Below are 24,879 nucleotides of genomic sequence, written 5' to 3'. Positions count from 1 at the left end.
AGCGGGGCTTTCTTTTTGCTCAATTCAAACCCGCGCCTGCTGCACTTTTTCGCCAAAAAAAGCAATGTGCCGACGCATGATGGCCCGAGCACTCTCAGGATCCCGGTCGCGAATGGCATCAAGCATATCAACGTGCTCTTGAAGCCCATGGCGAGTGGCATATTCAGGCAGCACATTGTAGATCCCACGGCTCATGCTCATGCCGAGGAGAACCTGTTCCCGCATTGTCTCGAATACGACCAACGCATAGGCGTTTTTTGCAGCCTTTATGATCGCCCGATGGAACTGGTAGTCGGCCTCAACGATATCACCCGACCGTCTGTGCTCTTTCAGGATCTGGTTCAGCGCTGTTTCCAGCTCTGCCATATCCTGCTCATTCCAGCGTTCAGCAGCCAGCGCAGCCATTTCCGACTCGAATATCTGGCGGGTTTCCTGACATTCCATGATATCGCTGATATCAGCCACCTGGTATCGAGTGACCGGCGGTTCGGGCGCTGCTGACGTTTCCCCGCCTTTTATGACAAAGCTGCCAGATCCACGAATTGTTTCAATGACACCTTCCTGCCGCAAACGATCCATCACAGACCGGATGACAGGCCGTGACACCCCAAATCGATCGCACAAGGCATGTTCCGTAGGCAGTTTCAAACCCTCGGGAAACTCCCCGGTATCAATGGAATGCTTGATGCCGGCATACACGGTATTACTTAAGCTTGCGGGACGTCCCACATCCGCCTCCTTGTTGAAGCGCGCCTGTTATGAAACGGCGATTTTATAACAACCTTGGCACCCTTTTACCGCAGATGACAGGAACGTCTTTGACAAATGCCATGGGTGCGACGGAAATTCGCGCTTTCAACTGGTAACTCAGCGAAAGCTGCCTAACCCTTAGTATTAGCTAAGTAGGTTTACTACTAGCGGCTGTAAAACAGATATCTCACAATAGCCATATCGGGTGAATTCTTAGGCGTCTTACCTTAGGGGAGGTTTCGATGCTTACTCATACTGTACATACAGCTCTTAACTGCTGTGCAATTGTTCTGCGCGCAACAATCATAGGTGTGTGCATGGCCGGCGTTGTCGGTGCCATGTTCACCTACTTGTAGCCACGCTCTGGCATCACGAGGTCGTTTCACCGCTTGAACCGACGATAGAGGCAGGCGCATAATAGCCCTCGCGCTGGCAACAGCGCGAGACACCGCATGCATTCCATGAAATGGGGGAAGCCTTTGGGTTTCATGGACGCGCGGATGTTTGCGTGAAAACAACGCCTTAACGCGGAACCAATCGGAGACGGCATGAGCGCAATCCTCCAACTCAGCCCCTACACCCCCGACAGCATCAATTCTGATCTGGCACATCTTGCCCCCACCCACCACCTCTGGAAGCTGAAAGATTCGGAAACCCTGCCCGCCCAAATTGCACAAAACGTCACAATTGTTGCCACCAAGGGCGACCTCGGTTTACCTCGGGCCCTCATGAATCAACTCCCCAACCTGCAACTCATTTCGGTCTACGGCGTCGGATATGACGGCATAGACCTGAGTGAGGCCAAAACACGCGGCATCCGGATTACAACAACCCCGGAGAGCCTTACCAATGCCGTGGCCGACATGGCGGTTGCGCTCGCTCTGGCCGGCAGCCGTCGATTGGTCGAAGGGGATCATTTTGTACGAGCTGGTCATTGGCTGGACCGGAAACTGGGGACAGGCTTCGATATTCGCGGCAAACGCGTTGGCATTTTTGGTTACGGGCGTATCGGCCGAAAAATAGCCCAGATTCTGCAAGCTTTTGATTGCACGACTTTGTACTACGATATCAATCAACATTCTGACAGCACCTCTCAGTCCGTCGGATCACTGCAAGAACTGGCTGAACAAAGCCGCGTTTTCATTGTGTCCGCCAGTGGCGGGCCGCAAACGCGCAATGCAGTCAACCAGAAGATCCTTGAAGCTCTCGGTCCAGACGGTTTGCTCGTGAATGTTGCAAGGGGCTCGATCGTCAATCAATCTGACCTGATTGAAGCGCTTGAGAACGGAACCATCGGGGGCGCCTGTCTGGATGTTTTCGAAGATGAACCGAACGTTCCCAGTGCCTTGTGCAAAGCCAAAAATGTGATTCTAACGCCCCACATTTCCAGCGCCACCCATGAAACGCGGCTGAATATGGGACGTGTCCTAACGGACAATATCAACGCCTTTTTGTCGGGAGAGCCCCTATTAACACCATTGCACCTATAGCGCGCACTGCGTGAAATATTCTATCAATAATCAACGTAGCGCTAGAAGGGATACTACAATGAAACCAACAAGAGCTTCCCGGATCACTATTGCCGACATTGCAAAAAAGGCGGATGTTTCATCAGCCACAGTGTCAAATGTGATCAACGATACCGGTCGCATGACGGAAGAGACCCGCAACAAGGTCCGCGCTGCCATGAACGAGCTGGGCTTTGTGAAGGATTACACAGCTGCCCGTTTGCGCACAGGCCGCTCAAAGCTGATCGGCGTATTGATTCAGAATATCGCCAACCCGTTCTACGGTGAGTTCTCTGCGACTTTCGAAGCAGAACTGTCCAAGCATGGTTATCTGCCCATCATGGCCAATATTGGTGAAAGCCTTGATCGGCAGGCAGCCATGATCGATGAAGTCATCGCCCATGGTGTAGCCGGCATTGCCATCAGCCCGGTAGCGGGCACCACCCCGGCGGCACTGGAGAACATCGTCTCACGCGGCTTGCCGTTCGTGACATTTGTGCGCGAAGTGAACGGCATGCACTGTGACTTCTTCGGCGCTGACGACCATCACGGCGCCCATCTGGCAGCCCAACACTTGCTGGCAAAAGGCCATCGCAAGCTGGGTGTCATTGGTGGTTTGGCCTCAACTTCCACGGGCGAACACCGCCTGTCAGCATTCATGGAAACAGTAAATCACAACCATGATAGTGCGATCGAACTCTTTACCCGTCGGTGCACACCCTCGCGCGACAATGGCCGAAATGCAGCTATAGAACTGATTACGGAACACCCGGAAATCACGGCCATCTTCTGCCATAATGACATTATCGCCATGGGCGCCACAGCAGGTCTCAAGAGCCAGGGCCGAGAAGTTGGAAAGGACATCGCGTTGGTGGGCTTTGATAATCTGCCAGAAGCAGAGGTCTGGAACCCGCCGCTGACGACCATCGAGATGTTTCCCAAAAGCATTGGAACGGAAGTTGCACGGGCGCTGTTGGCGCAACTGGACGGTCGACATGTCGGCCCGCTCGTCAATCGCCGCCCACCGGTGCTGATTGAGCGCGATTCCAGCCGCTTTCAGCTTGAGCCGCAAAAGGCGTCTGTCTCCTGAACGGGTAAGACAGACGCCCTCAAGGGTCAGTCCGTGTAAATCTGCTGGCTGAGGAACTCACCCCACCCTTTTTCGAAGAACACCGGCGCGCGGTCGCGTTTTTTGATCTGTCTTTCGGTACAGGTCAGCGCACTGCCCACCAAAGACACCATGATCTTGCAGGCCTTGTCGTGCTCTTGTTCAGGACGGAACCGGAACGCTTCCAGCCGGCCGTCGACCGTTTCCGGCAGGCCAGTGGCAGACTCATCCAGAATAACGCGCGCGCCGCGGCTGCCCCCACCGCCCGCGATATAATGGTTCAACGCGGCAAGAACCGCAGCAGAAGACAGTGCCATCTGCTTCCACATGAAGTAATCATTGGCCCGGTGCGGTTCCAGCAAACCGACAGACCTTGACGCAAACTGCTGAACCAACGCCTCAGCCTCGTTCAACGCTGCGGCGACCGCATTGCCCGAACACACAAAGCCTGCAGCTTCGGACATCCGCGCTTGAATGCTGCTGCGCACCTCGCGAAGATCAACCGCGCACGGATTTTCCGTGACCGCCTTGAGTTCGCTAATCATTTCTTGCAGGACCGGCCCCCACGCCTCCTGCGCACCACTGGGTGCAGCGCGGTTCGCATAGGCAATATGCTTGGCTGCCCTTGTGCCGAACACCTGCCCGGAAATGAGCGCAGAGCCACCGGGACGCGTTACACCATGAGTACTGGCCGCCTCCCCAACCGCATAGCACCCATGGAGATTGGTGCGCCCCCATAAATCAATATCGATCCCGCCATTCATATGCTGGTTGTTCACCGCCATTTTCAGCGGCTCTTTGGTGATATCAATTCCGTTCATGCGGTAAAGTTCAATGGACAGCGGGTTCATGCGCACCAGTCGCTCAATCGGCAACGCGTCCAGTGCCTCGTTGTTTGCAAGATAGGCCCGCACATCAGCATCCAGATCATCCAGACTGAAGGCTTTGCCATCCTTTGCAGGCTTTGGATTGCGGAGGAAGTCAAGGAACACCTCCCGGCCTTTGGTTATTTCGATATGAACCGCGATGTCGACGAGGCTGGAGCCGAATTCCAACATGCGGGTTGCATGAAACGGCCACTGATAGCCCTTTCGGAACACGTTTGAGACCAGCTCCCGGGTTGTACGATAGTAATCAGCCAGGAAATTGTACTCATTGCCATCTGCATCCCGGGAGAAAACATAGGGCATGACTTGCACGTAGGTGCCCGACAGATTCCAGGGAAATGTCTCCCGCGGTGTGCCGATACCGAATTGGCTCTCTGTCAGGTTGCTCAGTTCAAGGCCAGCATCAAGCGCCAGGCCCAGCGCGCCGAAGCACTTTTTGGGATACACGCTATCGCGATACATTTCGCCCGGCCCGCCAGTGGCGATGACAAGGTCCTCACAGGAGATTACCGCAAGACCGAAAGGATTGTGCGTGGTGGTCTTGGTAGCAACTACGAGACCAGACACGCGCCGTGCCTCGCCGACCCCACTTGTCAGGATCTTCACCGCCGCTGCGTTTGTCATGAACGGGATGGCAAGCCGCTGCGCTTCTTCCAGCAACACTTTCACCATCAGGCGCGAGGTGCGGGGACCGCAGCTCGTAGCCCGGCCATATTCGTCATGGTCGGTCTGATAGCGCAAGACCGCACCAAGCTTGTCTTCCGGCAACTCCAGACCGATGTATTGCAGGCCGGCCATGGCCCCGATGGATCCAACCGCCTCCACATAAGCTACGTCTTCATCCATGCAGCCGCCGGCTGCCAGATCCGTTGCCAATATTTCGAAATTGTCGCCATTGCGACTTGTTGAAGCCGTATGCAACGTCTGTTTATCTGACCCGGAACAAGCCGACGTGCCCATGTACATGCCCCCCGTCGCAACGAGAACGTCACGCCCGCGCCGTTTGGCCTCACAGGCGGCCCGCAGTCCCGCTGCACCCGATCCAATGACCAGGGTTTGGCAGGCATAAACGGGCAACTCCAGTCCATCCACCTGCAGAGTTTGGGAAAGTCGTGCCTCTTCAAACCCGCGCGGCATGGGGATCCGCGTCAACGCGCTGAGGATTTCCGGGGTCAATCTAGGCGGGGTCATGCTTTCTTTCCTCTTGAGCGGGATACGCACAATGCGCCAGGCGCTGTCGGCGCCTGCTCTGTGATGTCTCAGCCCAAAACCTACTGATTAATCGTTTAATCATCAATGCGAAAAAGCACCGATACCGAGAAATGGGCAGGCTGTTTTGGAACACGATAAAGGGTCGGCCCTTTCAGGCCGACCCTTTTTTGTTTGCTTCAAAGCGCCGCGCTTACTTGTTGGCGTCGGCCCAGCTCTTGATCAACTCATCATAGTCGACGGTGACCGGCTCTGGCTTTTCGTTGTCCAGCTTGGCCTTCGGTGCACCCGGCTGAGACAGCCAGTACTCACGAGATTGAGGTTCAGCCAGCTTGGGACCACATTCGCCCTGAATGCCAGCGCGCTCAAGACGAGCCATTACCTTCTCCTGAGCTTCGGCCAGAGCGGTCATGGCTTCTTGAGGGGTCTTCGCGCCAGAGGACGCATCACCGATGTTCTGCCACCACAGCTGCGCCAGCTTTGGATAGTCTGGAACATTGGTTCCGGTCGGTGTCCACTGAACACGTGCCGGGGACCGATAGAACTCCACCAGACCACCCAGCTCAGGTGCTCGCTCAGTGAAGGATTCATGGCGCACATCGCTGTCACGAATGAACGTAAGACCCACGTGCGACTTCTTCAAAGAGGTCGTCTTGGCAACTGTGAACTGGGCATAAAGCCACGCTGCCTTGGCTCGATCTTCCGGTGTAGACTTCATCAGCGTCCAGGCACCGGCATCTTGATACCCAAGCTTCATGCCTTCTTCCCAGTAGGCGCCCTTTGGCGACGGAGCCATACGCCACTTCGGCGTACCGTCTTCGTTCACCACCGGCAGACCTTCCTTCACCATGTCGGCGGTAAAGGCCGTGTACCAGAAGATCTGCTGCGCAACGTTACCCTGCGCCGGAACCGGGCCAGCTTCGGAGAAAACCATGCCTGCTGCTTCTGGCGGAGCATACTGCTTCAGCCAGTCAATGTATTTGGTGATGGAGTAGACGGCTGCAGGACTGTCGGTTGCCCCGCCACGTTCGACGGTAGACCCAACTGGCACGCACCCGTCCACGCGGATACCCCATTCATCAACCGGCAGGCCGTTGGGAATGCCCTTGTCGCCAGCACCGGCCATGGAGAGCCATGCGTCGGTGAAGCGCCATCCCAGCGACGGGTCCTTCTTGCCGTAGTCCATGTGGCCATAGATTTTTTCGCCATCAATCTCGCCAATGTCATTGGTGAAGAACTCAGCGATATCTTCATAAGCAGACCAGTTGACCGGAACGCCGAGCTCATAGCCGTACTTTTCCTTGAACTGCGCCTTGATGTCCGGATCCGTGAACCAGTCGTAGCGGAACCAGTAAAGGTTCGCGAACTGCTGCACAGGAAGCTGATAGAGTTTTCCATCCGGCCCAGTAGTGAACGACCGACCGATAAAATCGTCAATGTCGAGAGTCGGCAGGGTTACGTCCGCCCCCTCGTTTGCCATCCAGTCGGTCAAGTTGCGAACCTGCTGGTAACGCGCATGGGTGCCGATCAGATCAGAATCGTTGATATAGGCGTCGTAGATGTTTTCACCCGACTGCATTTGAGTCTGGAGCTTCTCAACCACGTCTCCTTCACCAATCAGGTCATGAGTAACCTTGATGCCGGTGATCTCGGAGAAGGCCTTGGCGAGAGTCTTGGCCTCGTACTCATGGGTCGTGATGGTCTCGGAAACCACCTTGATCTCCATGCCCTTGAACGGTTCAGCGGCTTCAATGAACCATTCCATTTCTTCCATCTGCTCTTCCTTGGAGAGCGTGGATGGCTGGAACTCGCTTTCGATCCAACGTTTTGCTGCTTCCATGTCGGCCAGTGCATTGCCGGACGTTGCCAGCAGCACGCTGAAGGCCGCCGTGGCCATCAAGTGACGTCGCATATTAATCCTCCCGTTAACACTAAAAGTCTGCCGGCGCCTCTCTCCCGGAGCCGCCGACATGTGGCTCTACACCCAGCGAAATACGCAGAGCGCATAGGCTACGCATACAGCCAGCGCCCACCACAGGCTCAGACCCACAATTCCCAGCCAGAACAGGCAGATGAACGCGCTGCCCAGCAGGGAAATGAAAAGCCGGTCACCCCGGGTGGTTTCGAACCGCAGGATGCCCATACGGGGCGATCCTCCCGGCACGAAGTATTCCCAGATCCCCATGCTCAAGATGAGCAGGGCGATCACGATGAAGAAGGTTGCCGTAGGCGCCGTCCACGCCATCCACGAAAGATCCATGGGTCGTCCTCCTTCCGCTTACACACGACCCAGGGCAAAGCCCTTGGCGATGTAATTTCGAACAAACCAGATGACCAACGCACCCGGAATGATGGTCAGCACCCCGGCCGCCGCCAGCACACCCCAATCGAGCCCCGAGGCTGAAACCGTACGTGTCATGGTGGCGGCAATGGGCTTGGCGTCGGTGGTGGTGAGGGTTCGGGCAATCAGCAGCTCCACCCATGAGAACATGAAGCAGAAAAACGCCGCGACCCCGATACCGCTAGCAATCAGCGGCATGAAAATTTTCACGAAGAACTTCGGGAATGAGTAGCCGTCAATATACGCGGTCTCGTCAATCTCTTTCGGCACGCCCGACATGAAGCCTTCCAAAATCCAGACGGCCAACGGCACGTTGAACAGACAATGCGCCAGTGCGACAGCAATGTGAGTATCGATGAGACCAAACGAAGAATACAGCTGGAAGAACGGCAGCGCGAACACCGCTGGCGGGGCCATGCGATTGGTCAACAGCCAGAAGAACAGATGCTTGTCCCCCAAAAACCGATAGCGCGAGAACGCATAGGCAGCGGGCAGCGCCACAGCAACGGAGATTACCGTGTTCAACACCACGTAGGTGATGGAGTTGATGTAGCCGGAATACCAACTGGGATCGGTAAAAATCACCATGTAGTTGGCAAGGGTCGGGTTCGTCGGCCAGAGAGAGAAGCCCGACAGGATCTCCTGATTGGTCTTCAAGCTCATGTTGAAGAGCCAGTAGATCGGCAGCATCAGAAAAATGATGTACAGCGTTGGCACCAAAAAGGTGAACCGCTCCGAGATTGGCCGTTTGGCCTTTTCCAGATGCAGCCTGCTTTGCCCCGTGACGCGACCTTGCGGCAAGGCACCAGTTGAGCGAGCGGATTGTTGTGGCTCAGTTACGACAGACATCTGCGCTTACTCCCCTTTTGCCTGTGGTTTGTCGGCGCCCACGTTGGTCATGACGGTGTAGAACACATAGGAGAACACAAGAATGATCAGGAAATAGACCAGCGACATCGCAGCAGCCGGACCAAGGTCAAACTGCCCCAGAGCCATCTTCACCAGATCAATCGAGAGGAACGTGGTTGAATTGCCGGGCCCACCACCAGTAACCACAAAAGGCTCGGTGTAAATCATGAAGCTGTCCATGAAGCGAAGCAGGACGGCGATCAACAAAACCCGCTGCATTTTCGGCAGTTGAATGTAGCGAAACACCGCCCACTTGGACGCCCCATCGATACGGGCGGCCTGATAGTAGGCTTCCGGGATCGATACCAGCCCTGCATAGCACAACAACACCACAAGACTGGTCCAGTGCCATACGTCCATCACGATGACGGTTATCCAGGCGGCAACAGGATCCTGCGTGTAGTTGTAGTTGATGCCAAGGTTATTGAGTGTGTAACCGAGCAAGCCGATATCCGCACGGCCAAAGACCTGCCAGATGGTGCCCACCACATTCCACGGCACCAAAAGCGGCAGGGCCATCAGGACAAGACAAACAGGCACTCCCCAGCCTTTGCGCGGCATACACAGCGCAATAAAAATCCCGAGGGGAATTTCAATGGCAAGGATTGAGAAGGAAAAAATGAGATTTCGGACCAAGGCATCGCGGAACCGTTCCGAAGCAAGCAACTCCTCAAACCATTCCGTACCTGCCCAGAAGAACTGGTTGTTTCCAAAGGTATCTTGCACCGAGTAGTTCACAACCGTCATCAAAGGGATAACAGCCGAGAACGCCACCAGAGCAAGAACCGGCAGAACCATGAACCAGGCTTTGTTGTTGATCGTCTTTTCCATCAGATCAGCCCTCCCGTCCAACAAGCCAGCTATCGGCATAAAGATTGATGTTTTCAGCGCTGATCACGGCACTGGGGTTTTCCGGGATCTCTTGGCCTTCCATGACAATGGCGTTGAAGTCGTAATCCTCCAACTTGGCGCGTACGATGCGATAGCGCCCAACGTCCTCAACCGCCTGAACCTGGATCGGCATCCCTTCCCCTGCAGGTTTCAAGGTCACAAACTCCGGCCGGACCCCGAGTTCGAGCGACTGTCCCGTGCCCACACCATTCACGCCATTCAACGGCACAACGTTCGAACCGATGCGCGCGCCTTCGCCTTCCAACGTGCACGGCACAACATTCATCCCCGGTGATCCGATGAAATAACCAACGAATGTGTGTTGTGGGCGCTGAAACAGTTCGTCAGGTGTTCCGATCTGAACGACCTCGCCCTCGTACATGACCACCACCTTGTCAGCGAACGTCAGAGCTTCGGTCTGGTCATGGGTCACGTAGACCATCGTGTAGCCAAACTGCTTGTGCAGGTGTTTCAGCTGCGAGCGCAAAACCCACTTCATGTGCGGGTCAATCACCGTCAGAGGTTCATCAAACAGGATTGCGTTCACATCCGCCCGCACCAATCCCCGGCCCAACGAGATCTTCTGTTTCTCATCGGCGGTCAGTCCTTGCGCCTTGCGATGCGCCTTGCTCTCAAGGTCAATGATGCCGAGGATGTGTCGTACCGTTTCATCCACAACGGACTCCTCGACACCGCGATTACGCAGTGGGAACGCCAGATTGTCGTAAACGCTCATGGTGTCGTAAACGACCGGAAACTGGAACACCTGTGCGATATTCCGGGCCTCGGTTGGCAGGTCACGAACCGAAACACCATCAAACAGAAGATCCCCTTCGGAAGGACGCAGCAGGCCTGAGATAATGTTGAGCAAAGTGGTCTTGCCACAGCCAGATGGCCCCAACAGCGCATAAGCGCCACCGTCTTCAAAGGTGTGATGCACCTCCTTCAGCGCATAATCCGTCTTGGACTGCGGATTCGGCAAATAAGAGTGGCGAATATGATTGAGTTCAATGTTTGCCATGGGTCCTTACGCCTCCACCGGCATGTCGAGCGTCGCAAGACGGCCATTGGTTTCGAAAACAAGGAAGTTGCGCGGATCGAGGAACACCTCGATTTCGTCGTCCACTTCGATGTTGCGGATGCCATGAGCCAGAGCCACCCAGGTTTCCCCTACACAATCCACGTGAATGAAGCTCTCCGAACCGGTGATCTCAGAGACCTGAACCATCCCTTTCAAACCAAAGTGATGATCCGTGCGTTTGGAAAGATGCAGATGATGCGGCCGGAAACCCGCGATATACGGGCCATCCACCAAGCGTTTCTCGTTGTCCGCGACCGGAATCTGAGTGCCGTTGGGCAGCTCCAGTACATCGCCCTTCTTGACGATGCTGAGCGTATTCATCGGGGGATCGGAAAAGGTCTGTGCTGTAATCAATGTGTTGGGACGCTTGTACACATCCAGTGTTGGCCCGAACTGGCTGACCCGGCCTTCATGAAGAGTGGCCGTTTTGCCTCCAAGCAACAAAGCCTCGGACGGCTCGGTGGTTGCATAAACAAATACCGCGCCGCTCTCCGCGAAGATCTTCGGCAGTTCCGCACGCAACTCTTCGCGCAGCTTGTAATCCAGATTCGCCAAGGGCTCATCCATCAACACCAGATGCGCGCCCTTGACCAGCGCTCGTGCCAAGGCTGTGCGCTGCTGTTGACCGCCGGACAAATTGAGCGGGGTTCGGTCCAGATACGGTGACAGCTTCAACAGGTCAGCCGCCTTTTTCACCTTGCGATCAATCTCGTCCTGCCCCAGACGAGCTATGCGCAGCGGCGATGCAATATTCTCGTAAACGGTAAGCGCGGGATAATTTATGAATTGCTGATAGACCATGGCCACGTCGCGCTTGCGCACGGAATGCCCGGTCACGTCCTTGCCATTTGCCAAAATGCGTCCCGAAGTGGGCTTGTCCAGCCCAGCCATCAATCGCATCAAGGTCGTTTTACCTGAGAGCGTGGGCCCAAGAAGTACGTTCAATGACCCCGCCTCGAGGGTCATTGATACATCCATGATATGGTCCACCCCGCCGACAACTTTGCCGACGCCTTTCAATTGCAGCATGTTGGCCCTCCCAAGGCCGCCAATCCGTCGCCATCTGGCTCTGCCGTTGTGGCGTTCTTCTTGCGAAATTCGACAGCCCGACCAGACTCCGCCAAGCAGCCTGTCCAGAACTCGGCAGTGATCAAAGGATGTCGTAACGGGGTTTGAGCTCCCACCCCCGAATTAGTAAACCAACTTATAAGGGTTCATCCTTATAATCAATTTTCATTTTTCATCATTTGGACCTATTTCGCGTAATTACGAAATACAAACGAAAGTTTCCGCAGGTGCTCCGGGCATTTTCACAAGGACCACCGGCTGTGAAAAACCCAACAAACTCCCTGATATACACAAAAAACGGGCGAATCCTTTCAGACCCGCCCGCTTACTCAACGCGAAACCAGACTTTCGTCTTAAATAAATATGAGAATGCCTCCACCAATGCCGTAAAGGAGGCGCAAATAGGAGCGCGAGGGGGAAATGAGACCATAAGAGATTAGAGAGAGCCCCAGCCCGATCTTGACCATGGCAAACAGGGCAGCTACCGGCGCACTGGAAAGCTCAATCAAGGCGGGATTGGCGACCATTCCCAACGGCACCAGATAAAGCCCAATGCCGAGCGCCATGGAGAACACGGCAACTTTCAACCAGTTCTCTCCAACCATGCCGGCAGAAATGAAGACCGCGCCGCAAACCGGCGGCGTGATCGTGGAAAGCAGGGCGAACCAGAATACGAACATATGAGCCTGCAGCGGCTCCAACCCAATCTCGGTAAGCGCAGGCCCGGCCACGGAAATACAGATCACGTAGGCCGCTGTTGTCGGCACCTCCATGCCAAGCACCAGGCAGGCCAAGGCTGTCAGCAGCAAGGCCGGCCACAACATGCCACCGGATCCGGACAGGATCAGTGACGTGATCTTGACGCCGAGGCCCGTAATGCCCAGCGTGCCTATGATGATGGATGCGCAGATAATAATCGCTGCGATCGTTGACACCTGCTGGCCCGCGTTCACCAACGCTTGTTCCAGGCGCTCAAAGGTGCGTGCGCGGTCAAAACTGAGCGCCTTGTCAATAAACAACAGCGCAAATCCAACCAGAATGGAAATACAGGCCGCATACTGAGGCGTGAAGTCCAAGGCGAACATCGCGAACAGCAGAACGGTAAAAGGGACCAGAAAGAAGCCAGAGGTAATCAGAACCGTCGACATGTCGGGACGCTCCTCCGGGCTCAGGCCTTTCAACTCATACCGGCGGGAAAAGGCGTTTATACCCACCCATACTGCAAGAAAATACAGAAAAGCGGGCAAGATCGCCGCAGCCATGATACCCGTATAAGGAACCCCGGTCAGTTCGACCATTACAAAGGCTCCGGCGCCCATCAAGGGTGGTGTAATCTGCCCGCCAGACGAGGCAACGGCCTCGACAGCTCCGGCAAGCGCTCGCGGATAACCAAGCCGCCGCATCGCAGGCAGGGTAATTGCCCCTGTCGACGCCACATTGGCTGACGCAGATCCTGAAACGGACCCAAACAGCGCAGACGACACAACGGAAACCTTGGCGGCACCACCACGCAAACGGCCAGCAGCGGCCGCGGCCACATTCATGAACCCCTGTCCGGCCTCCCCAGCATTAAGCACAGCGCCGAAGATCACGAAAATGGCCACCACGCTGACGGAAATGCCTGTCAGGCTGCCCCACAGCCCCCCTTCTGCAATTGTCAGCGTGCCCAGATAACTTTGAAGCGGAATGCCCGCATAACCAAACTCGCCGGGAATGTGTTCTCCAAACACCCCATAAAGAATCGAGAGCAGCGCTACCAGCGGCAGCGGCCAGCCAATGGACCGGCGCGCCATTTCCAGCACCACAACCAACAAGGCGATGGCAATCGCTACCTGAAAGTTGCCCATCAGATAGCCGTACTGGTCGCCAAGCATCTGATGGTTCCACGCAATCCAGAACGTGGCGGCCAATCCCACCACACACAAAACCCAGCCCGATGCTTTTTCGAACCTGTTTCGGGCAACAAAAATCAGCACCCATGGCAAGGCCAGTGCCATATGGAGCGGGCGGCTCACCAGATTCGGTACCAGCCCGTAAAAGATCAGTCCAAGATGAAAAACGATGGTTGCGCCGCCCAGCGTCACCCAAAGTGCACGGGAAAGTCCTGTCACCTGTTGCCCCTAAAAACTGAAGGCCCGAACCAAACGTCCGGGCCTTGCGTGTCTCAAACGTTCCGTGAGTTAGCGCAGGCTGTCCGGCACGGCAACACCGGCCTCATCGTAATAGCGCAATGCTCCCGGATGCAGCTTGGTGGTGTTGAGTTCCAGCATGGCCGGATCTACAGCGGCCCACCAAGGCGCTTCCTTGGCCAGCTTGGCCTTTTCTTCCCAGAATGACTTGGTCACCGCATACGCCGTATCGTCATCCATTTGTGTGGTGGTGTAGGCCACAACAGGCAGTGACGTGGTTGCAACGTCTGCGTCCTGCCCCGTATAAGTGCCCGCCGGAATGACAATGCGGGTGCGCTTTGTCTGGGCGATTTCATCATCGCTCAGGCTCATGATATCAACATCCACGCTTGCGGCGGCTTCGATCACGTTTGGTGCCGGATAGGAGCCTGACGTGACAAAACCATCGATCTGGCCGTTCTTGAGCGCAGAAACCGCGTTGGACAGTTCCACATTCGCAAGCTCAACGTCGTCCTTCACGCCGAACAGATCAAGATACTTGGCCCCTTCCCGAGCACCAAAAGACCCTTTTCCGATCAAAATCTTCTTGCCCTTCAGGTCTTCAAAGCCCGCGACATTGGCGTCTACCCGTGTGACGAAGTGCATTGTCAAAGACGGTATCGGGAAAAGTGCACGAATTTCATCAAAGCGCGGATTGGCTCGCCCCTCGAACATGGCCTTGCCTTCTTGCGCGAGTGGCACCAGCGCCGGCGGGGTGGTGAACATGTAGTTGCCCGGGCGCACCGAGGCTTCCATCACATTCTGGACAGATCCCTGACTCTCTTCGACGGTCACGATGATTTCACCATTGGACGCCGCCTTGATGGCTTCGGCCGCCTGCACCGCCATCTGATAATATGAGGTGCCGGTCTTTGCGGACTTGTATGTCACGCGTGTTTGCGCCTGCGCCGTTGCCGTTAGAGCCAGCACGGCTGCTCCCAGCGCTAATCCCTTGAACAATTTCATCCTATCCCCTCGGGCACTGTCAGTTTCCTCCCGCACCGCTCTAGCGATGCACACGGCTCACTATACACATTCTCCGTCAGATGACACTGAGCACTCCTTTGCAAGAATGGAGAATTTCTCAGCAATAATTCACGGTCTGATTCCGAATAATGATAAATATTGGCATAAAATATCAATCTTACAGCGTATTATCTCATTATTCTTTTACAGAGATTATCGCATCAGTATTTTCATTGCTCGGCACATCAAAGTCACTCTAAATGCCCATGCGACATAAAGCGGAAAAAAGCCGTTAATCACTAACACATGCGTTGAGAATATTACGGTGAAGCGCGAATTTCCCATAAGTATCAAGACATAACCACGTCATGAAAAGTTCAACTAAACGTCACCCAGCCTCCAACTATCCCGCATAGGTTGCGGTAATCCACGGAATAACTTCTGTTGACTTAAAGGGAGCAACCATGCGTGATTTCAAGCGCCGTTTGATCGGCGGCATCAGTCTGGCAATTCTTGCCGGTACAGCCACCGGCGCCAATGCAGCTGACGGAAAATTCTTCGAACGAATTTCCACCTATCCAGTTTTCAAGACACTGCCAGATGGTGCTGATCCAGCCACGGAAACCGTCGCCGAAATCATCAGCGCGACCAAAGACGGCAAGACTCTGGTTTTCACCGACAGTCCGGCTGAAGCGCTTGTGTTCCTGAACATTGAAGACCCATCCAATCCCGCGCCGGCAGGTCGTACAGAGTTGGGTGGCGAGCCGACCTCTGTGACCGTTGGCGCCAACTATGCTTTCGCCGGTGTGAACACCTCGGAAAGCTTCACCCAACCGTCAGGCCACCTTGCTTTCGTCGACCTGAACACCAAGGAAATCGTCGCCCAGTGTGACGCCAGCGGGCAACCCGACTCCATCGCTCTGTCCCAGGACGGCAAGTTCGTTGCCATCGCCATTGAGAACGAGCGTGACGAAGACCTGAACGACGGTGTGATCCCACAGCTTCCAGCTGGCCACCTCACCATCTTCGATCTGGACGCCGACGGCATGCCAACCAACTGTGAGGCAGCTCGCACTGTTGAAATGACCGGCCTCGCCGACGTTGCCCCAACCGATCCAGAGCCTGAGTTCGTTTCCATCAACAATGACAATCTCGCTGTTGTCACGCTGCAGGAAAACAACCACCTTGCTATCGTTGATCTGGCATCCGGTGAAATCGTCACACACTTCTCTGCAGGCACCTCTTCTGCTGATGCTATCCCGACCCAAAAGGCAAGATTGGTCGATGGGACAGGCTCCATCACCGATGTACCGCGCGAGCCAGACGCTGTTGCATGGATCGATGCCGACCGTTTCGTAACCGCAAACGAAGGTGACTACGAAGGCGGCTCTCGCGGCTTCACAATCTGGAACAAGGACGGCGAAGTCTTGTTCGACAGCGACGCGCAGATGGAACACCTGGGCATGTCCCACGGCCACTACCCGGCCAAGCGCGCCCACAAGAAGGGCACCGAGCCTGAAGGTGTTGCAGTTGGCACGTTCGGTGACGACACCCTCATTTTTGTAAATTCAGAGCGCGGCAACTTCGTGGCTGTCTACAAGGACACAGGCGGCGAGCCTGAGTTCGTTCAGTTCCTGCCGACACACATCGCGCCGGAAGGCCTGCTGGCTCTTGCAAAAAACGGTCTTTTCGTTGTTGCAAACGAAAAGGACGAAGCTGAGGAAGGCGTTCGCGCTCACGTTGGCATCTACAAGTTCGGCGCAGACGCTGCTGAGTACCCGCAGCTGATCTCCGAAGCCGATCCAAAGACCGGCGCACCAATCGGCTGGGGTGCCATCTCCGGGATGGCTGGCGACCCAACTGACGCCTCCAAGATCTACGCCGTAAGCGACAGCTTCTACGACGCAGCACGCATCTTCACCCTCGACGTTTCCGAAATGCCTGCAAAGATCGTTTCTTACGTCGACCTGGCCGGCGGCTCCGCTGACAAGTACGACCTGGAAGGCATCGCAATCCGCAAGGATGGCGGCTTCTGGCTTGCTTCTGAAGGTCACCCGAAGAAAGAACTGCAGCACTACCTGCTTCAGGTGTCTTCTGACGGCACAATCGAGCAAGAAATCACTCTGCCAGAAACGCTCATCGAGCAGGCAAAGCGCTTCTCCCTCGAAGGCGTGACTGAAGCTGAAATCAACGGCACGCCAGTTGTTGTCGTTGCTGTTCAGCGTGAGTGGAACGACGACCCGAAGGGCATGACCAAGCTCGGCATCTACAATCCTGCCGACAAGAGCTGGGGTTTCGTTCACTACCCGCTGGACGCACCAAAGAGCCCTGCTGGCGGCTGGGTTGGCCTTTCTGAAGTCACCTACCTCGGCGACAACAAGCTGGCTGTTGTAGAGCGCGACAACAAGGGCGGCACAGACGCTGCGATCAAGCAGGTAACCGTTGTGTCTCTGGATGGCGTGACCCCTGCGGCCCACGGCGAAGAGCTTCCGGTTCTGGAAAAGAAGGTCGTTCTGGACCTCCTGCCACAGATGTCAGCCACCAACGGCTGGACCCCAGACAAGGTCGAAGGTCTGGCGATCACCGCGGATGGCCGCGTCCTCATCTCCACCGACAATGATGGTGTCGATGATGCAACAGGTGAAAGCTTGTTCTTCGATATGGGTAATGTGTCCATTCTGAACTGATCGTCACCCAATACTGCCATGAAAAGCCCGGCCACTGAAAAGTGGTCGGGCTTTTTGGTGAACGCAACAGCAAACCAATCGGCCGCAGCATGATATATGTCAGTCAAACCCACCCAGCACTTGCAAAGGGTAAGCTCGGATAAGCTTGGGGCAATCTATGAGTGTAAAAATACCTTTCCAGAGAAAGCTGACCTTAAAGTAACCTCGGGTATTTGCTTTCATTTTACTGCAATCAGAACCTCTTTCTTAAGAGAGGATTAATCTTAACCGCTCTACAAACATCCAACCTCATAAAAGCCCTCTCTGCACATTCGGGGAATAAAATGTCACTGCGTCTAAGACTATTCGCATCAGCAAGTGCCGTCTTCATAGTCGGATTTGTTGCACTCATCACTGTGATTACCATGCTGATGGCCCGCAATGCCGATCACGCCGGCGAAGAACTCATCCTTGAGAACGCGGCGGCTCAGACCTACCAAGCCCAGCAGATCATTCGTGCCCCTCAATTGATGGCCGCAAGTTTTGCAGACACAGCCTCTGCTTTCATCCAGTCAGGGAATGTCTCACGTGCTCAGCTCGTTGAATCGGCCATGGCTTACTTTGACCAACACAAGACTCTGAACGGTTTCTTGTTGGTTCTTCAACCTGACCAACTTGGCACAGATGCATCCCATGCCGGCGAAAAGTATTCCGGAACCGACGGCAGATTGAACCTTGCCCTGACTCGCAAATCCAGCGGTATTGATTGGCGTGATGTTTCCACCACCGACGCCAGCGCAAAGGGCTGGTATGATGCCGCGTTGCAGCAGCGAGCGCCGGTGATCACGGCTCCTTACAGCTTTGAAACCGACGGCAAAACGACACGCGCAGTAACAGCATCAACACCGATCTTTTCCCAGAATGGATCGCCAATTGGTGTAGCTGCCACGGATATTTATCTCGGCGAGCTCGCAAAGACCTACGAAGGTTCTCGGCGTTTTGAAACTGGTGGCGTAGGCATTGTCAGCCAGAACGGCACATGGGTTTCACACAGTGACCCTGAGTTGTTGGGGAAACAGGTCCGTAGCGAAATCTCACAGCTTGTCTCTCGCGCTCAGAACGGTGTTCAAGTCTTCAAGACCGAAGGACGACGCATCGCGGTCCAGCCGTTCAAGGTAGCTGGTACACTGACGCAGTGGTATTCCGTTATTGCAGTCGACGAAGCTGAACTTCTTGCGGAAGCCAACAGCACCCGCAACATGGCCATTTTAACGGCCGTGCTGTGTCTGATCGTCGGCACAGGTGTCATGTGGCTGGTGGGCTCGTCCATCGCCAAACCCATCATGCGCACCACCGAACGCATGAACGCACTGACCGAGGGCGACACAGCCACCCCCGTCGACTACATTGAGCGCAAGGATGAAATCGGTCAGATGGCCAAAGCGCTTGAGGTCTTCGTGGAAAATGCTGTTGAGCGCGAGCGACTGCAAGGGGAATCCGAACAGGAACAGCTGGCCCGTCTGCAACGTCAAAAACGCATCGACCAGTTGATTGCCGAGTTTGACGCTTCGATCCAGGAAAGCTTGACTACCGTCTCGCAGAACTCTCTTGAACTGGAAGAAACCGCCAAGGTTCTGACCGGCATTGCTGAAAGCACCAGTGAACGCACAACAATGGCTGCCGCCTCCTCCGAGGAAGCTTCAACCAATGTCCAGACCGTCGCATCAGCGGCAGAGGAACTGGCTGCATCCATCGATGAAATCAGCCGGCAAGTCGGTCACACGCAAGGCGTTGTGGGCAACGCAACCGAAACAACCCAAACGACCAATGACAAGGTTGCAAGTCTGGATCAGGCCGCTCAGCGCATTGGCGAGGTGGTAACTCTTATTCAAGCCATTGCCGAGCAGACCAACCTGCTGGCACTGAATGCCACCATTGAGGCCGCACGCGCTGGCGAAGCGGGCAAGGGATTTGCCGTGGTTGCGGCTGAGGTCAAGGAACTGGCGAACCAGACATCCAAGGCAACGGAAGAAATCTCCAGTCAGATCGTCGGCATTCAGGGATCCTCCAAGGAAGCAGTTGAAGCAATCGGCGAGATCGCCAAGACAATGGGCAATGTGAACGACATTACCCAAAGCATCGCGGCAGCCGTAGAGCAGCAAGGTGCTGCCACCACCGAGATCAGCGATAACGTCCAGCAAGCTGCTGAAGGCACACGAAATGTGGCGGAAAACATGTCCGGTGTCACGGCCTCGGCCAGTGAAACCAGCGCCACCGCTTCACAAGTCTTGTCTGCCTCGGAAACGCTGAAAAGTCAGGCGGACAGCCTGCAGGCAACCATCGCGACCTTCCTGCGCGAAGTCCGCAGCGCGTGACTTGGCCGATTCAATTTGAACACCGGCCCACCCGCTGAGGTCGGTGTTCAAAATCAGACTGCAGCCAATGATTGCAACCCGGGAAAACTAATGAAAATTTATTTCTGATTTTTGCATATTTGCCACGCGGCCTCCAAAGGTTAAACGTGACACCAAATCTCCTTCCCTGGGCATCTGTCAAAATTTATATGTCTTTCCCCGTAAGACCTTAATTTCCAACCATTTTTCATCCCAGTAGAAATCACCAAGTGAACCTCTGCGAATTCTATGATCGTAAATATTGGCATGACGAAAACGCGCTAATCTGACTTCCCATTGCGTCATACGACTAATGTTTCGGGGTGCAAGGTCTTCCAATTAAGGCTCAATTAAGGCCTGTGACCTACCGCTTAAGATATCGACCAGCAACAACAACTTGGTACTGGCTATGTCTCTGCGCGTTAAAATTTTCTCATCGTCAAACATCATTCTCGTCATCGGCTTGGTGGTGTTGATCACTGTTGTCACTGTGCTTATGTCAAATATGGCTCAGCAAAAGGGCGAGGAACTGCTGCTCGAGAATGCAATTGTTCAGGCAAACAACGCCGAACAGCAAATCGGCTTGAACCAATATGCCGCAGCCAGCTTGGCTGATGCGTTTGAAGGAGCAATCACGAACACCGACCTTAGTCGCTCGGAGCTGGCAACCATGGCGGCACAGTTCCTCGAGCGCAATCCGCAGCTTCTGGGGTTTTCAACGATTCTCGAACCTGATGTCATCGGCAAAGATAGTGATTACCGCAACACAGGTACAAACAACGCGAACGGACAATTCGAAGCGTACACCTACAGAGATGGTAGCGCAGTTGATCAGAGCCTCGTCGGCATGCTGACGGATTCGCCAGAGACTTGGTACTATCCGGCCGTCAACAGCAAGAAAACTGTGATCACCGCGCCATATGAGTATGAAATTGGCGGCGAAACCGTCCTGATGGTATCTGCCTCCAATCCTATGTTCTCAAACGCCAATACAGTGATCGGCGCTGTTATTGTCGATGTATCCCTCGCGGCGATTTCCGAAGAAATCTCAGCCATGCGCAAGTTCGAAACGGGTTATGTGGGTGTGGTTGCCGACAATGGCGTCTGGGTAGCAAACAGCGAACCAAGCACAATTGGCACACCTGTCGAAGGACAACTGAAAAACCTGATGAGCGCAGTTGGCACCAGCACCGAAACATTCCAGGTAGGTGAACAACGTCTCGCGGTCAGCCCATTCACTCTGCCAGGCACTGATCAGATCTGGCACGCCGTTGTTTCCGTTGATGACGCCGAATTGCTCGCAACAGCTTACAGCACCCGCAACATGGCCATTTTAACCGCCGTGCTGTGTCTGGTCGTTGGCACCGTGGTCATGTGGCTGGTGGGCTCGTCCATCGCCAAGCCGATCGTACGTACCACCGAACGCATGAACGCGCTGACCGAGGGCGACACAACCAGTCCCGTCGACTACAGCGAGCGCAAGGATGAAATCGGCCAGATGGCCAAAGCCCTTGAGGTCTTCGTGGAAAACGCTGTTGAACGCGAGCGACTGCAAGGGGAATCCGAACAAGACCAATTGGCCCGCCGAGAGCGCGAGAAACGCATCGACCAATTGATTGCCGACTTTGACGCTTCGATCCAGGAAAGCTTGACTACCGTCTCGCAGAACTCTCTTGAGCTGGAAGAAACCGCCAAGGTTCTGACCGGCATTGCTGAAAGCACCAGCGAACGCACGACGACGGCCGCCGCCTCTTCCGAGGAAGCTTCAACCAATGTCCAGACCGTCGCATCAGCGGCAGAGGAACTGGCTGCATCCATCGATGAAATCAGCCGGCAGGTCGGTCACACCCAAGGCGTTGTGGGTAACGCAACCGAAACAACACGTGTTACAAATGATAAGGTTGCGAGCTTGGATCAGGCCGCTCAGCGCATTGGCGAGGTGGTAACCCTTATTCAGGCCATTGCCGAGCAGACCAACCTGCTGGCACTGAATGCCACCATTGAGGCCGCACGCGCTGGCGAAGCGGGCAAGGGATTTGCCGTGGTTGCGGCTGAGGTCAAGGAACTGGCGAACCAGACATCCAAGGCAACGGAAGAAATCTCCAGTCAGATCGTCGGCATTCAGGGATCTTCCAAGGAAGCAGTTGAAGCAATCGGAGAGATCGCCAAGACAATGGGCGACGTCAACGACATTACCCAAAGCATCGCGGCAGCCGTAGAGCAGCAAGGTGCTGCCACCACCGAGATCAGTGATAACGTACAGCAAGCTGCGCAAGGCACACGAAATGTGGCGGAAAACATGTCCGGTGTTACGGCCTCGGCCAGTGAAACCAGCGCCACCGCTTCACAAGTCTTGTCTGCCTCGGAAACGCTGAAAAGTCAGGCGGACAGCCTGCAGGCAAACATTGCGACCTTCCTGCGCGAAGTCCGCAGCGCTTGACATCAAACCGGGGCGGCGTTTGATCGCCGCCCTGTTTCAGTCCCACTTGCCCTCATAGTTTTTGATAGCCAAAAGACCGAGCAACAATACGCAGCCGACACGTCCAACGGCTCCAAAATCCAACGGGTTAACGGTTACAAGAGCAAGCCCAACTGCTAAAGCGAGCCAGATGAATAGGTTCCCGTGCATAGCCACCTCCCAATCCAACAGGTGCCCCAAGCGCCTTGAAAGCTGGTATATCTTCAGCTTACGCTCGTGCTACGCCGTCTAATATCAGGACAAACACGGACACCCATCAGGCAGTCTCTAATCAAAAGGTTGGGAAGGACAAATCGTCTCTTGTGGGGCTGGCTTGGCCAAGCGATCACGCTGTTCTTCAATCAGAAACGCCAGAAAATCTGCAGTGGCCCGTACACGAGGTGTCTGCGCAAGATCGGCATGAAGAACAAGATATATAGGCTGTGACAGTTCGATATTGGAATTGACGCAGTGCAGGCCCGCGCCGCTTGCCAAAAAATGCGGTAGAACCGCCAGACCCAGCCCAGCTTTGGCCGCAGCAATGTGAGATGCTACGGACGAGGCCATGAGCGCAGGCTCACGCGAAAAGAATTTCTCGCACCAGCCCGCCATAGGCAGATCAGAGTATGAATCGCCCCATGCAACCCAGGCCATCTCTGCACATGAAGTCGAACAATCAGGGTCTGTCAACTTCTGGACCAAGCCGCCACCAGCATACAACCCATATCCCAAGGTTCCGAGCCTGCGCAAAATAACATTGCCACGAGTAGGCTTTACCATGCGAAGAGCCAGATCTGCGTCTCTGCGATGTAGATTTGCCGTCCGAATGTCGGTTACGATATCAAGCGTGACATGAGGGTAGCGCCTCGCGAAGTCTGCAAGGCGCGGCAGAATGAGATGGCTTGCAAAGTTCTCGGCTGTGGCAAGGCGAACGCGCCCCTGCACACGCGCTTGTTGCTCGGCGCCTTCCTGGAAAGCTAAGGCCGCAGCTTCCATAGCCTCCGCCTTGTCAAACAGCTCCTCACCGTCTGCGGTCAAAGTATAACCTGTCTGATGCCGCTGAAACAGCTTCACCGCCAAAGCGCCCTCAAGGCGATCCAACCGACGCGACAAGGTAGCAATGCCACATCCCATATGATGGGCTGCTGCGCTCAATTGCCCTCGCCTTGCAACTTCAAGAAAGGCTTTCGCGTCATCCCAAATCAGCATCTCATTCTCCGAATATGAAAAATAGCTTTCCATATGAATGTCTATTTTCCAAATAGTTCTTATGGCAACTTCCCATCAAACAGAAGAGGCACTGTCATGAATAAACGTATATTGGCGAATGGATTTGAAGTTTCATCTCTCGGATTGGGCTGCATGGGCATGAGCGAGTTCTACGGTCCGCGGAACGACGACGAGTCATTGCGGGTCCTTTCGCGGGCAGTAGAACTTGGCATCACCTTTTTCGATACCGCTGACATGTACGGTCCGCACCACAACGAAGAACTGTTGGGCAGGTTTCTTAAAACAGGATCCGGTACCTTAAAGATCGCCAGCAAGTTCGGAATCCTGAGAAAACCGGGGGAGTATGCAAGAACAATCGACAACACGCCAGTCTATGCACGCACCTGTCTGGAAGGGTCCTTGAAAAGGCTCGGAACAGATCACATCGATTTATACTATGTGCACCGTCTCAATCCGGCTCATCCGATTGAAGATACCATCGGTGAACTCTCCCGCATGGTAGAAGAGGGCAAAATCAGCCACATTGGCTTGTGCGAGGCCAACGCAACAACCATTCGAAAAGCCCATGCTATCCATCCGATCACCGCAATCCAAACCGAATACTCAATTTGGACCCGCGAAGTGGAAGATCAAGTTCTCCCAACCTGCAAGAAGCTTGGCATTGGCTTTGTGCCCTACTCTCCGTTGGGGCGAGGCTACCTAACAGGTGCGATCACTGACAGCAATCAGTTTGGCCCGGGCGACTTCCGCGCAGCCCTTCCCAGATTTTCAAAGGAAGGACTGAAACAGAACCGCAGGATCCGCGAGCTCGTTACCCAGAGCGCAGCGGAGCAAAATTGTACTCCAGCTCAATTTTGTCTCGCATGGCTTTTGTCAAAGGATGAGAACATCGTCCCTATCCCTGGCACCAAGCGTCTTGAATACCTCGAAGAAAATGTAGGAGCAACTGCCCACAAGCTGAGTCAAAGGTCCCTGCTAGCTTTTGACAACAAGCTGTCCGCACTCTCCGTCTATGGGGACCGGTATACGCAAGAAGGAATGAAGGGGCTCAATGCCTGACAGTTCGTTGCGTTCCACCACAATCAGCCCATGGCCGGAGCTGCGCATTGAACGCCCTTGCCGCGGCTTTGGCCTCTTGCCTCACCCCCCTCTCGTTGCCTCATTTGTCATCCCGCGCTTGACGCGGGATCCAGTCGGGTGGCGGCAACATTCCCCGGGCTTGGTGGCTCTGGATGCCGGATCTGCG

The 24,879-nt window shown here is 54.9% G+C and carries 18 protein-coding genes and 1 pseudogene; 7 read left to right on the top strand and 12 right to left on the bottom strand.

Annotated elements, in window-relative coordinates; translation table 11 throughout:
- Positions 1 to 24: 24 nt before the first annotated feature.
- Entirely contained in the window at positions 25 to 729 is a 705-nt protein-coding gene (locus tag G512_RS0113515; RefSeq protein WP_028482184.1) for a FadR/GntR family transcriptional regulator, read from the bottom strand.
- Positions 730 to 1,298: 569 nt separating this feature from the next.
- Between G512_RS0113515 and G512_RS0113510 the strand changes: the two genes are divergently transcribed.
- Entirely contained in the window at positions 1,299 to 2,240 is a 942-nt protein-coding gene (locus tag G512_RS0113510; protein ID WP_028482183.1) for a 2-hydroxyacid dehydrogenase, read from the top strand.
- Positions 2,241 to 2,298: 58 nt separating this feature from the next.
- Positions 2,299 to 3,348 (top strand): LacI family DNA-binding transcriptional regulator, encoded by a 1,050-nt coding sequence (locus G512_RS0113505; protein WP_051269353.1) that lies wholly within the window; start codon positions 2,299 to 2,301, stop codon positions 3,346 to 3,348.
- Between the two features lie 26 nt (positions 3,349 to 3,374).
- Here G512_RS0113505 and G512_RS0113500 read toward each other — a convergent pair whose 3' ends face one another.
- The 9 genes and pseudogenes from G512_RS0113500 to G512_RS0113460 form a co-directional block, all read right to left on the bottom strand.
- Entirely contained in the window at positions 3,375 to 5,444 is a 2,070-nt protein-coding gene (locus G512_RS0113500) for an FAD-dependent oxidoreductase (RefSeq protein WP_028482181.1), read from the bottom strand.
- 211 nt (positions 5,445 to 5,655) lie between these two features.
- The gene (locus tag G512_RS0113495) at positions 5,656 to 7,374 is read right to left on the bottom strand and encodes an ABC transporter substrate-binding protein (RefSeq protein WP_028482180.1); all 1,719 of its coding nucleotides are present in this window, start codon (positions 7,372 to 7,374) and stop codon (positions 5,656 to 5,658) included.
- Between the two features lie 66 nt (positions 7,375 to 7,440).
- Positions 7,441 to 7,722 (bottom strand): DUF2160 domain-containing protein, encoded by a 282-nt coding sequence (locus G512_RS0113490; protein WP_028482179.1) that lies wholly within the window; start codon positions 7,720 to 7,722, stop codon positions 7,441 to 7,443.
- Between the two features lie 18 nt (positions 7,723 to 7,740).
- Positions 7,741 to 8,526, bottom strand: a pseudogene (locus G512_RS0113485) (carbohydrate ABC transporter permease); the annotation flags it as partial.
- Between the two features lie 132 nt (positions 8,527 to 8,658).
- The gene (locus G512_RS0113480; protein WP_028482177.1) at positions 8,659 to 9,543 is read right to left on the bottom strand and encodes a carbohydrate ABC transporter permease; all 885 of its coding nucleotides are present in this window, start codon (positions 9,541 to 9,543) and stop codon (positions 8,659 to 8,661) included.
- A 4-nt stretch (positions 9,544 to 9,547) separates the two neighbouring features.
- Positions 9,548 to 10,624, bottom strand: a complete 1,077-nt coding sequence (locus tag G512_RS0113475; protein WP_028482176.1) for an ABC transporter ATP-binding protein — start codon at positions 10,622 to 10,624, stop codon at positions 9,548 to 9,550.
- 6 nt (positions 10,625 to 10,630) lie between these two features.
- Positions 10,631 to 11,713: an ABC transporter ATP-binding protein gene (locus G512_RS0113470; protein WP_028482175.1), complete on the bottom strand. Its 1,083-nt coding sequence runs from the start codon at positions 11,711 to 11,713 to the stop codon at positions 10,631 to 10,633.
- 392 nt (positions 11,714 to 12,105) lie between these two features.
- Complete coding sequence (locus tag G512_RS0113465) at positions 12,106 to 13,863, bottom strand: TRAP transporter permease (RefSeq protein ID WP_028482174.1); 1,758 nt, start codon at positions 13,861 to 13,863, stop codon at positions 12,106 to 12,108.
- A gap of 69 nt (positions 13,864 to 13,932) precedes the next feature.
- Positions 13,933 to 14,886, bottom strand: a complete 954-nt coding sequence (locus tag G512_RS0113460) for a TAXI family TRAP transporter solute-binding subunit (RefSeq protein WP_028482173.1) — start codon at positions 14,884 to 14,886, stop codon at positions 13,933 to 13,935.
- Between the two features lie 464 nt (positions 14,887 to 15,350).
- On the opposite strand from G512_RS0113460, the gene G512_RS0113455 reads away from it, so the two are divergent.
- From G512_RS0113455 to G512_RS0113445, 3 genes are all read left to right on the top strand, one after another.
- Positions 15,351 to 17,573 (top strand): esterase-like activity of phytase family protein, encoded by a 2,223-nt coding sequence (locus tag G512_RS0113455; protein WP_028482172.1) that lies wholly within the window; start codon positions 15,351 to 15,353, stop codon positions 17,571 to 17,573.
- Positions 17,574 to 17,896: 323 nt separating this feature from the next.
- Positions 17,897 to 19,927: a methyl-accepting chemotaxis protein gene (locus tag G512_RS0113450; RefSeq protein ID WP_028482171.1), complete on the top strand. Its 2,031-nt coding sequence runs from the start codon at positions 17,897 to 17,899 to the stop codon at positions 19,925 to 19,927.
- A gap of 427 nt (positions 19,928 to 20,354) precedes the next feature.
- On the top strand, positions 20,355 to 22,385 hold the full coding sequence (locus G512_RS0113445) for a methyl-accepting chemotaxis protein (protein WP_028482170.1): 2,031 nt from the start codon (positions 20,355 to 20,357) through the stop codon (positions 22,383 to 22,385).
- A gap of 36 nt (positions 22,386 to 22,421) precedes the next feature.
- Here the strand turns inward: G512_RS0113445 and G512_RS22600 are convergent, their stop codons facing one another.
- The gene (locus tag G512_RS22600) at positions 22,422 to 22,574 is read right to left on the bottom strand and encodes a hypothetical protein (RefSeq protein WP_155943658.1); all 153 of its coding nucleotides are present in this window, start codon (positions 22,572 to 22,574) and stop codon (positions 22,422 to 22,424) included.
- Between the two features lie 117 nt (positions 22,575 to 22,691).
- Positions 22,692 to 23,612, bottom strand: coding sequence for a LysR family transcriptional regulator (locus G512_RS0113435; RefSeq protein ID WP_228130512.1), 921 nt, complete (start codon positions 23,610 to 23,612; stop codon positions 22,692 to 22,694).
- A 96-nt stretch (positions 23,613 to 23,708) separates the two neighbouring features.
- Here G512_RS0113435 and G512_RS0113430 point away from each other — a divergent pair, with 96 nt between their 5' ends.
- Positions 23,709 to 24,692 carry an aldo/keto reductase gene (locus G512_RS0113430; protein ID WP_028482168.1) on the top strand — a complete coding sequence of 328 codons (984 nt, stop codon included), beginning with the start codon at positions 23,709 to 23,711 and terminating at the stop codon, positions 24,690 to 24,692.
- Positions 24,685 to 24,879: hypothetical protein (locus tag G512_RS22820; protein WP_036489812.1), on the top strand; the 195-nt coding region annotated here is incomplete at its 3' end. The genes G512_RS0113430 and G512_RS22820, both read left to right, overlap by 8 nt.

It is taken from the genome of Pseudovibrio exalbescens DSM 16456, assembly GCF_000422785.1.
GTDB classification, from domain to species: domain Bacteria; phylum Pseudomonadota; class Alphaproteobacteria; order Rhizobiales; family Stappiaceae; genus Pseudovibrio; species Pseudovibrio exalbescens.
This window is presented reverse-complemented; position numbering and strand designations above follow the sequence as displayed.

Coding starts and splice junctions, on each gene's coding strand:
- G512_RS0113510 (WP_028482183.1), top strand. CDS start 1,299: ATGAGCGCAATCCTCCAACTCAGCCCCTACACCCCCGACAGCATCAAT.
- G512_RS0113505 (WP_051269353.1), top strand. CDS start 2,299: ATGAAACCAACAAGAGCTTCCCGGATCACTATTGCCGACATTGCAAAA.
- G512_RS0113500 (WP_028482181.1), bottom strand. CDS start 5,444: ATGACCCCGCCTAGATTGACCCCGGAAATCCTCAGCGCGTTGACGCGG.
- G512_RS0113495 (WP_028482180.1), bottom strand. CDS start 7,374: ATGCGACGTCACTTGATGGCCACGGCGGCCTTCAGCGTGCTGCTGGCA.
- G512_RS0113490 (WP_028482179.1), bottom strand. CDS start 7,722: ATGGATCTTTCGTGGATGGCGTGGACGGCGCCTACGGCAACCTTCTTC.
- G512_RS0113480 (WP_028482177.1), bottom strand. CDS start 9,543: ATGGAAAAGACGATCAACAACAAAGCCTGGTTCATGGTTCTGCCGGTT.
- G512_RS0113475 (WP_028482176.1), bottom strand. CDS start 10,624: ATGGCAAACATTGAACTCAATCATATTCGCCACTCTTATTTGCCGAAT.
- G512_RS0113470 (WP_028482175.1), bottom strand. CDS start 11,713: ATGCTGCAATTGAAAGGCGTCGGCAAAGTTGTCGGCGGGGTGGACCAT.
- G512_RS0113460 (WP_028482173.1), bottom strand. CDS start 14,886: ATGAAATTGTTCAAGGGATTAGCGCTGGGAGCAGCCGTGCTGGCTCTA.
- G512_RS0113455 (WP_028482172.1), top strand. CDS start 15,351: ATGCGTGATTTCAAGCGCCGTTTGATCGGCGGCATCAGTCTGGCAATT.
- G512_RS0113450 (WP_028482171.1), top strand. CDS start 17,897: ATGTCACTGCGTCTAAGACTATTCGCATCAGCAAGTGCCGTCTTCATA.
- G512_RS0113445 (WP_028482170.1), top strand. CDS start 20,355: ATGTCTCTGCGCGTTAAAATTTTCTCATCGTCAAACATCATTCTCGTC.
- G512_RS22600 (WP_155943658.1), bottom strand. CDS start 22,574: ATGCACGGGAACCTATTCATCTGGCTCGCTTTAGCAGTTGGGCTTGCT.
- G512_RS0113435 (WP_228130512.1), bottom strand. CDS start 23,612: ATGCTGATTTGGGATGACGCGAAAGCCTTTCTTGAAGTTGCAAGGCGA.
- G512_RS0113430 (WP_028482168.1), top strand. CDS start 23,709: ATGAATAAACGTATATTGGCGAATGGATTTGAAGTTTCATCTCTCGGA.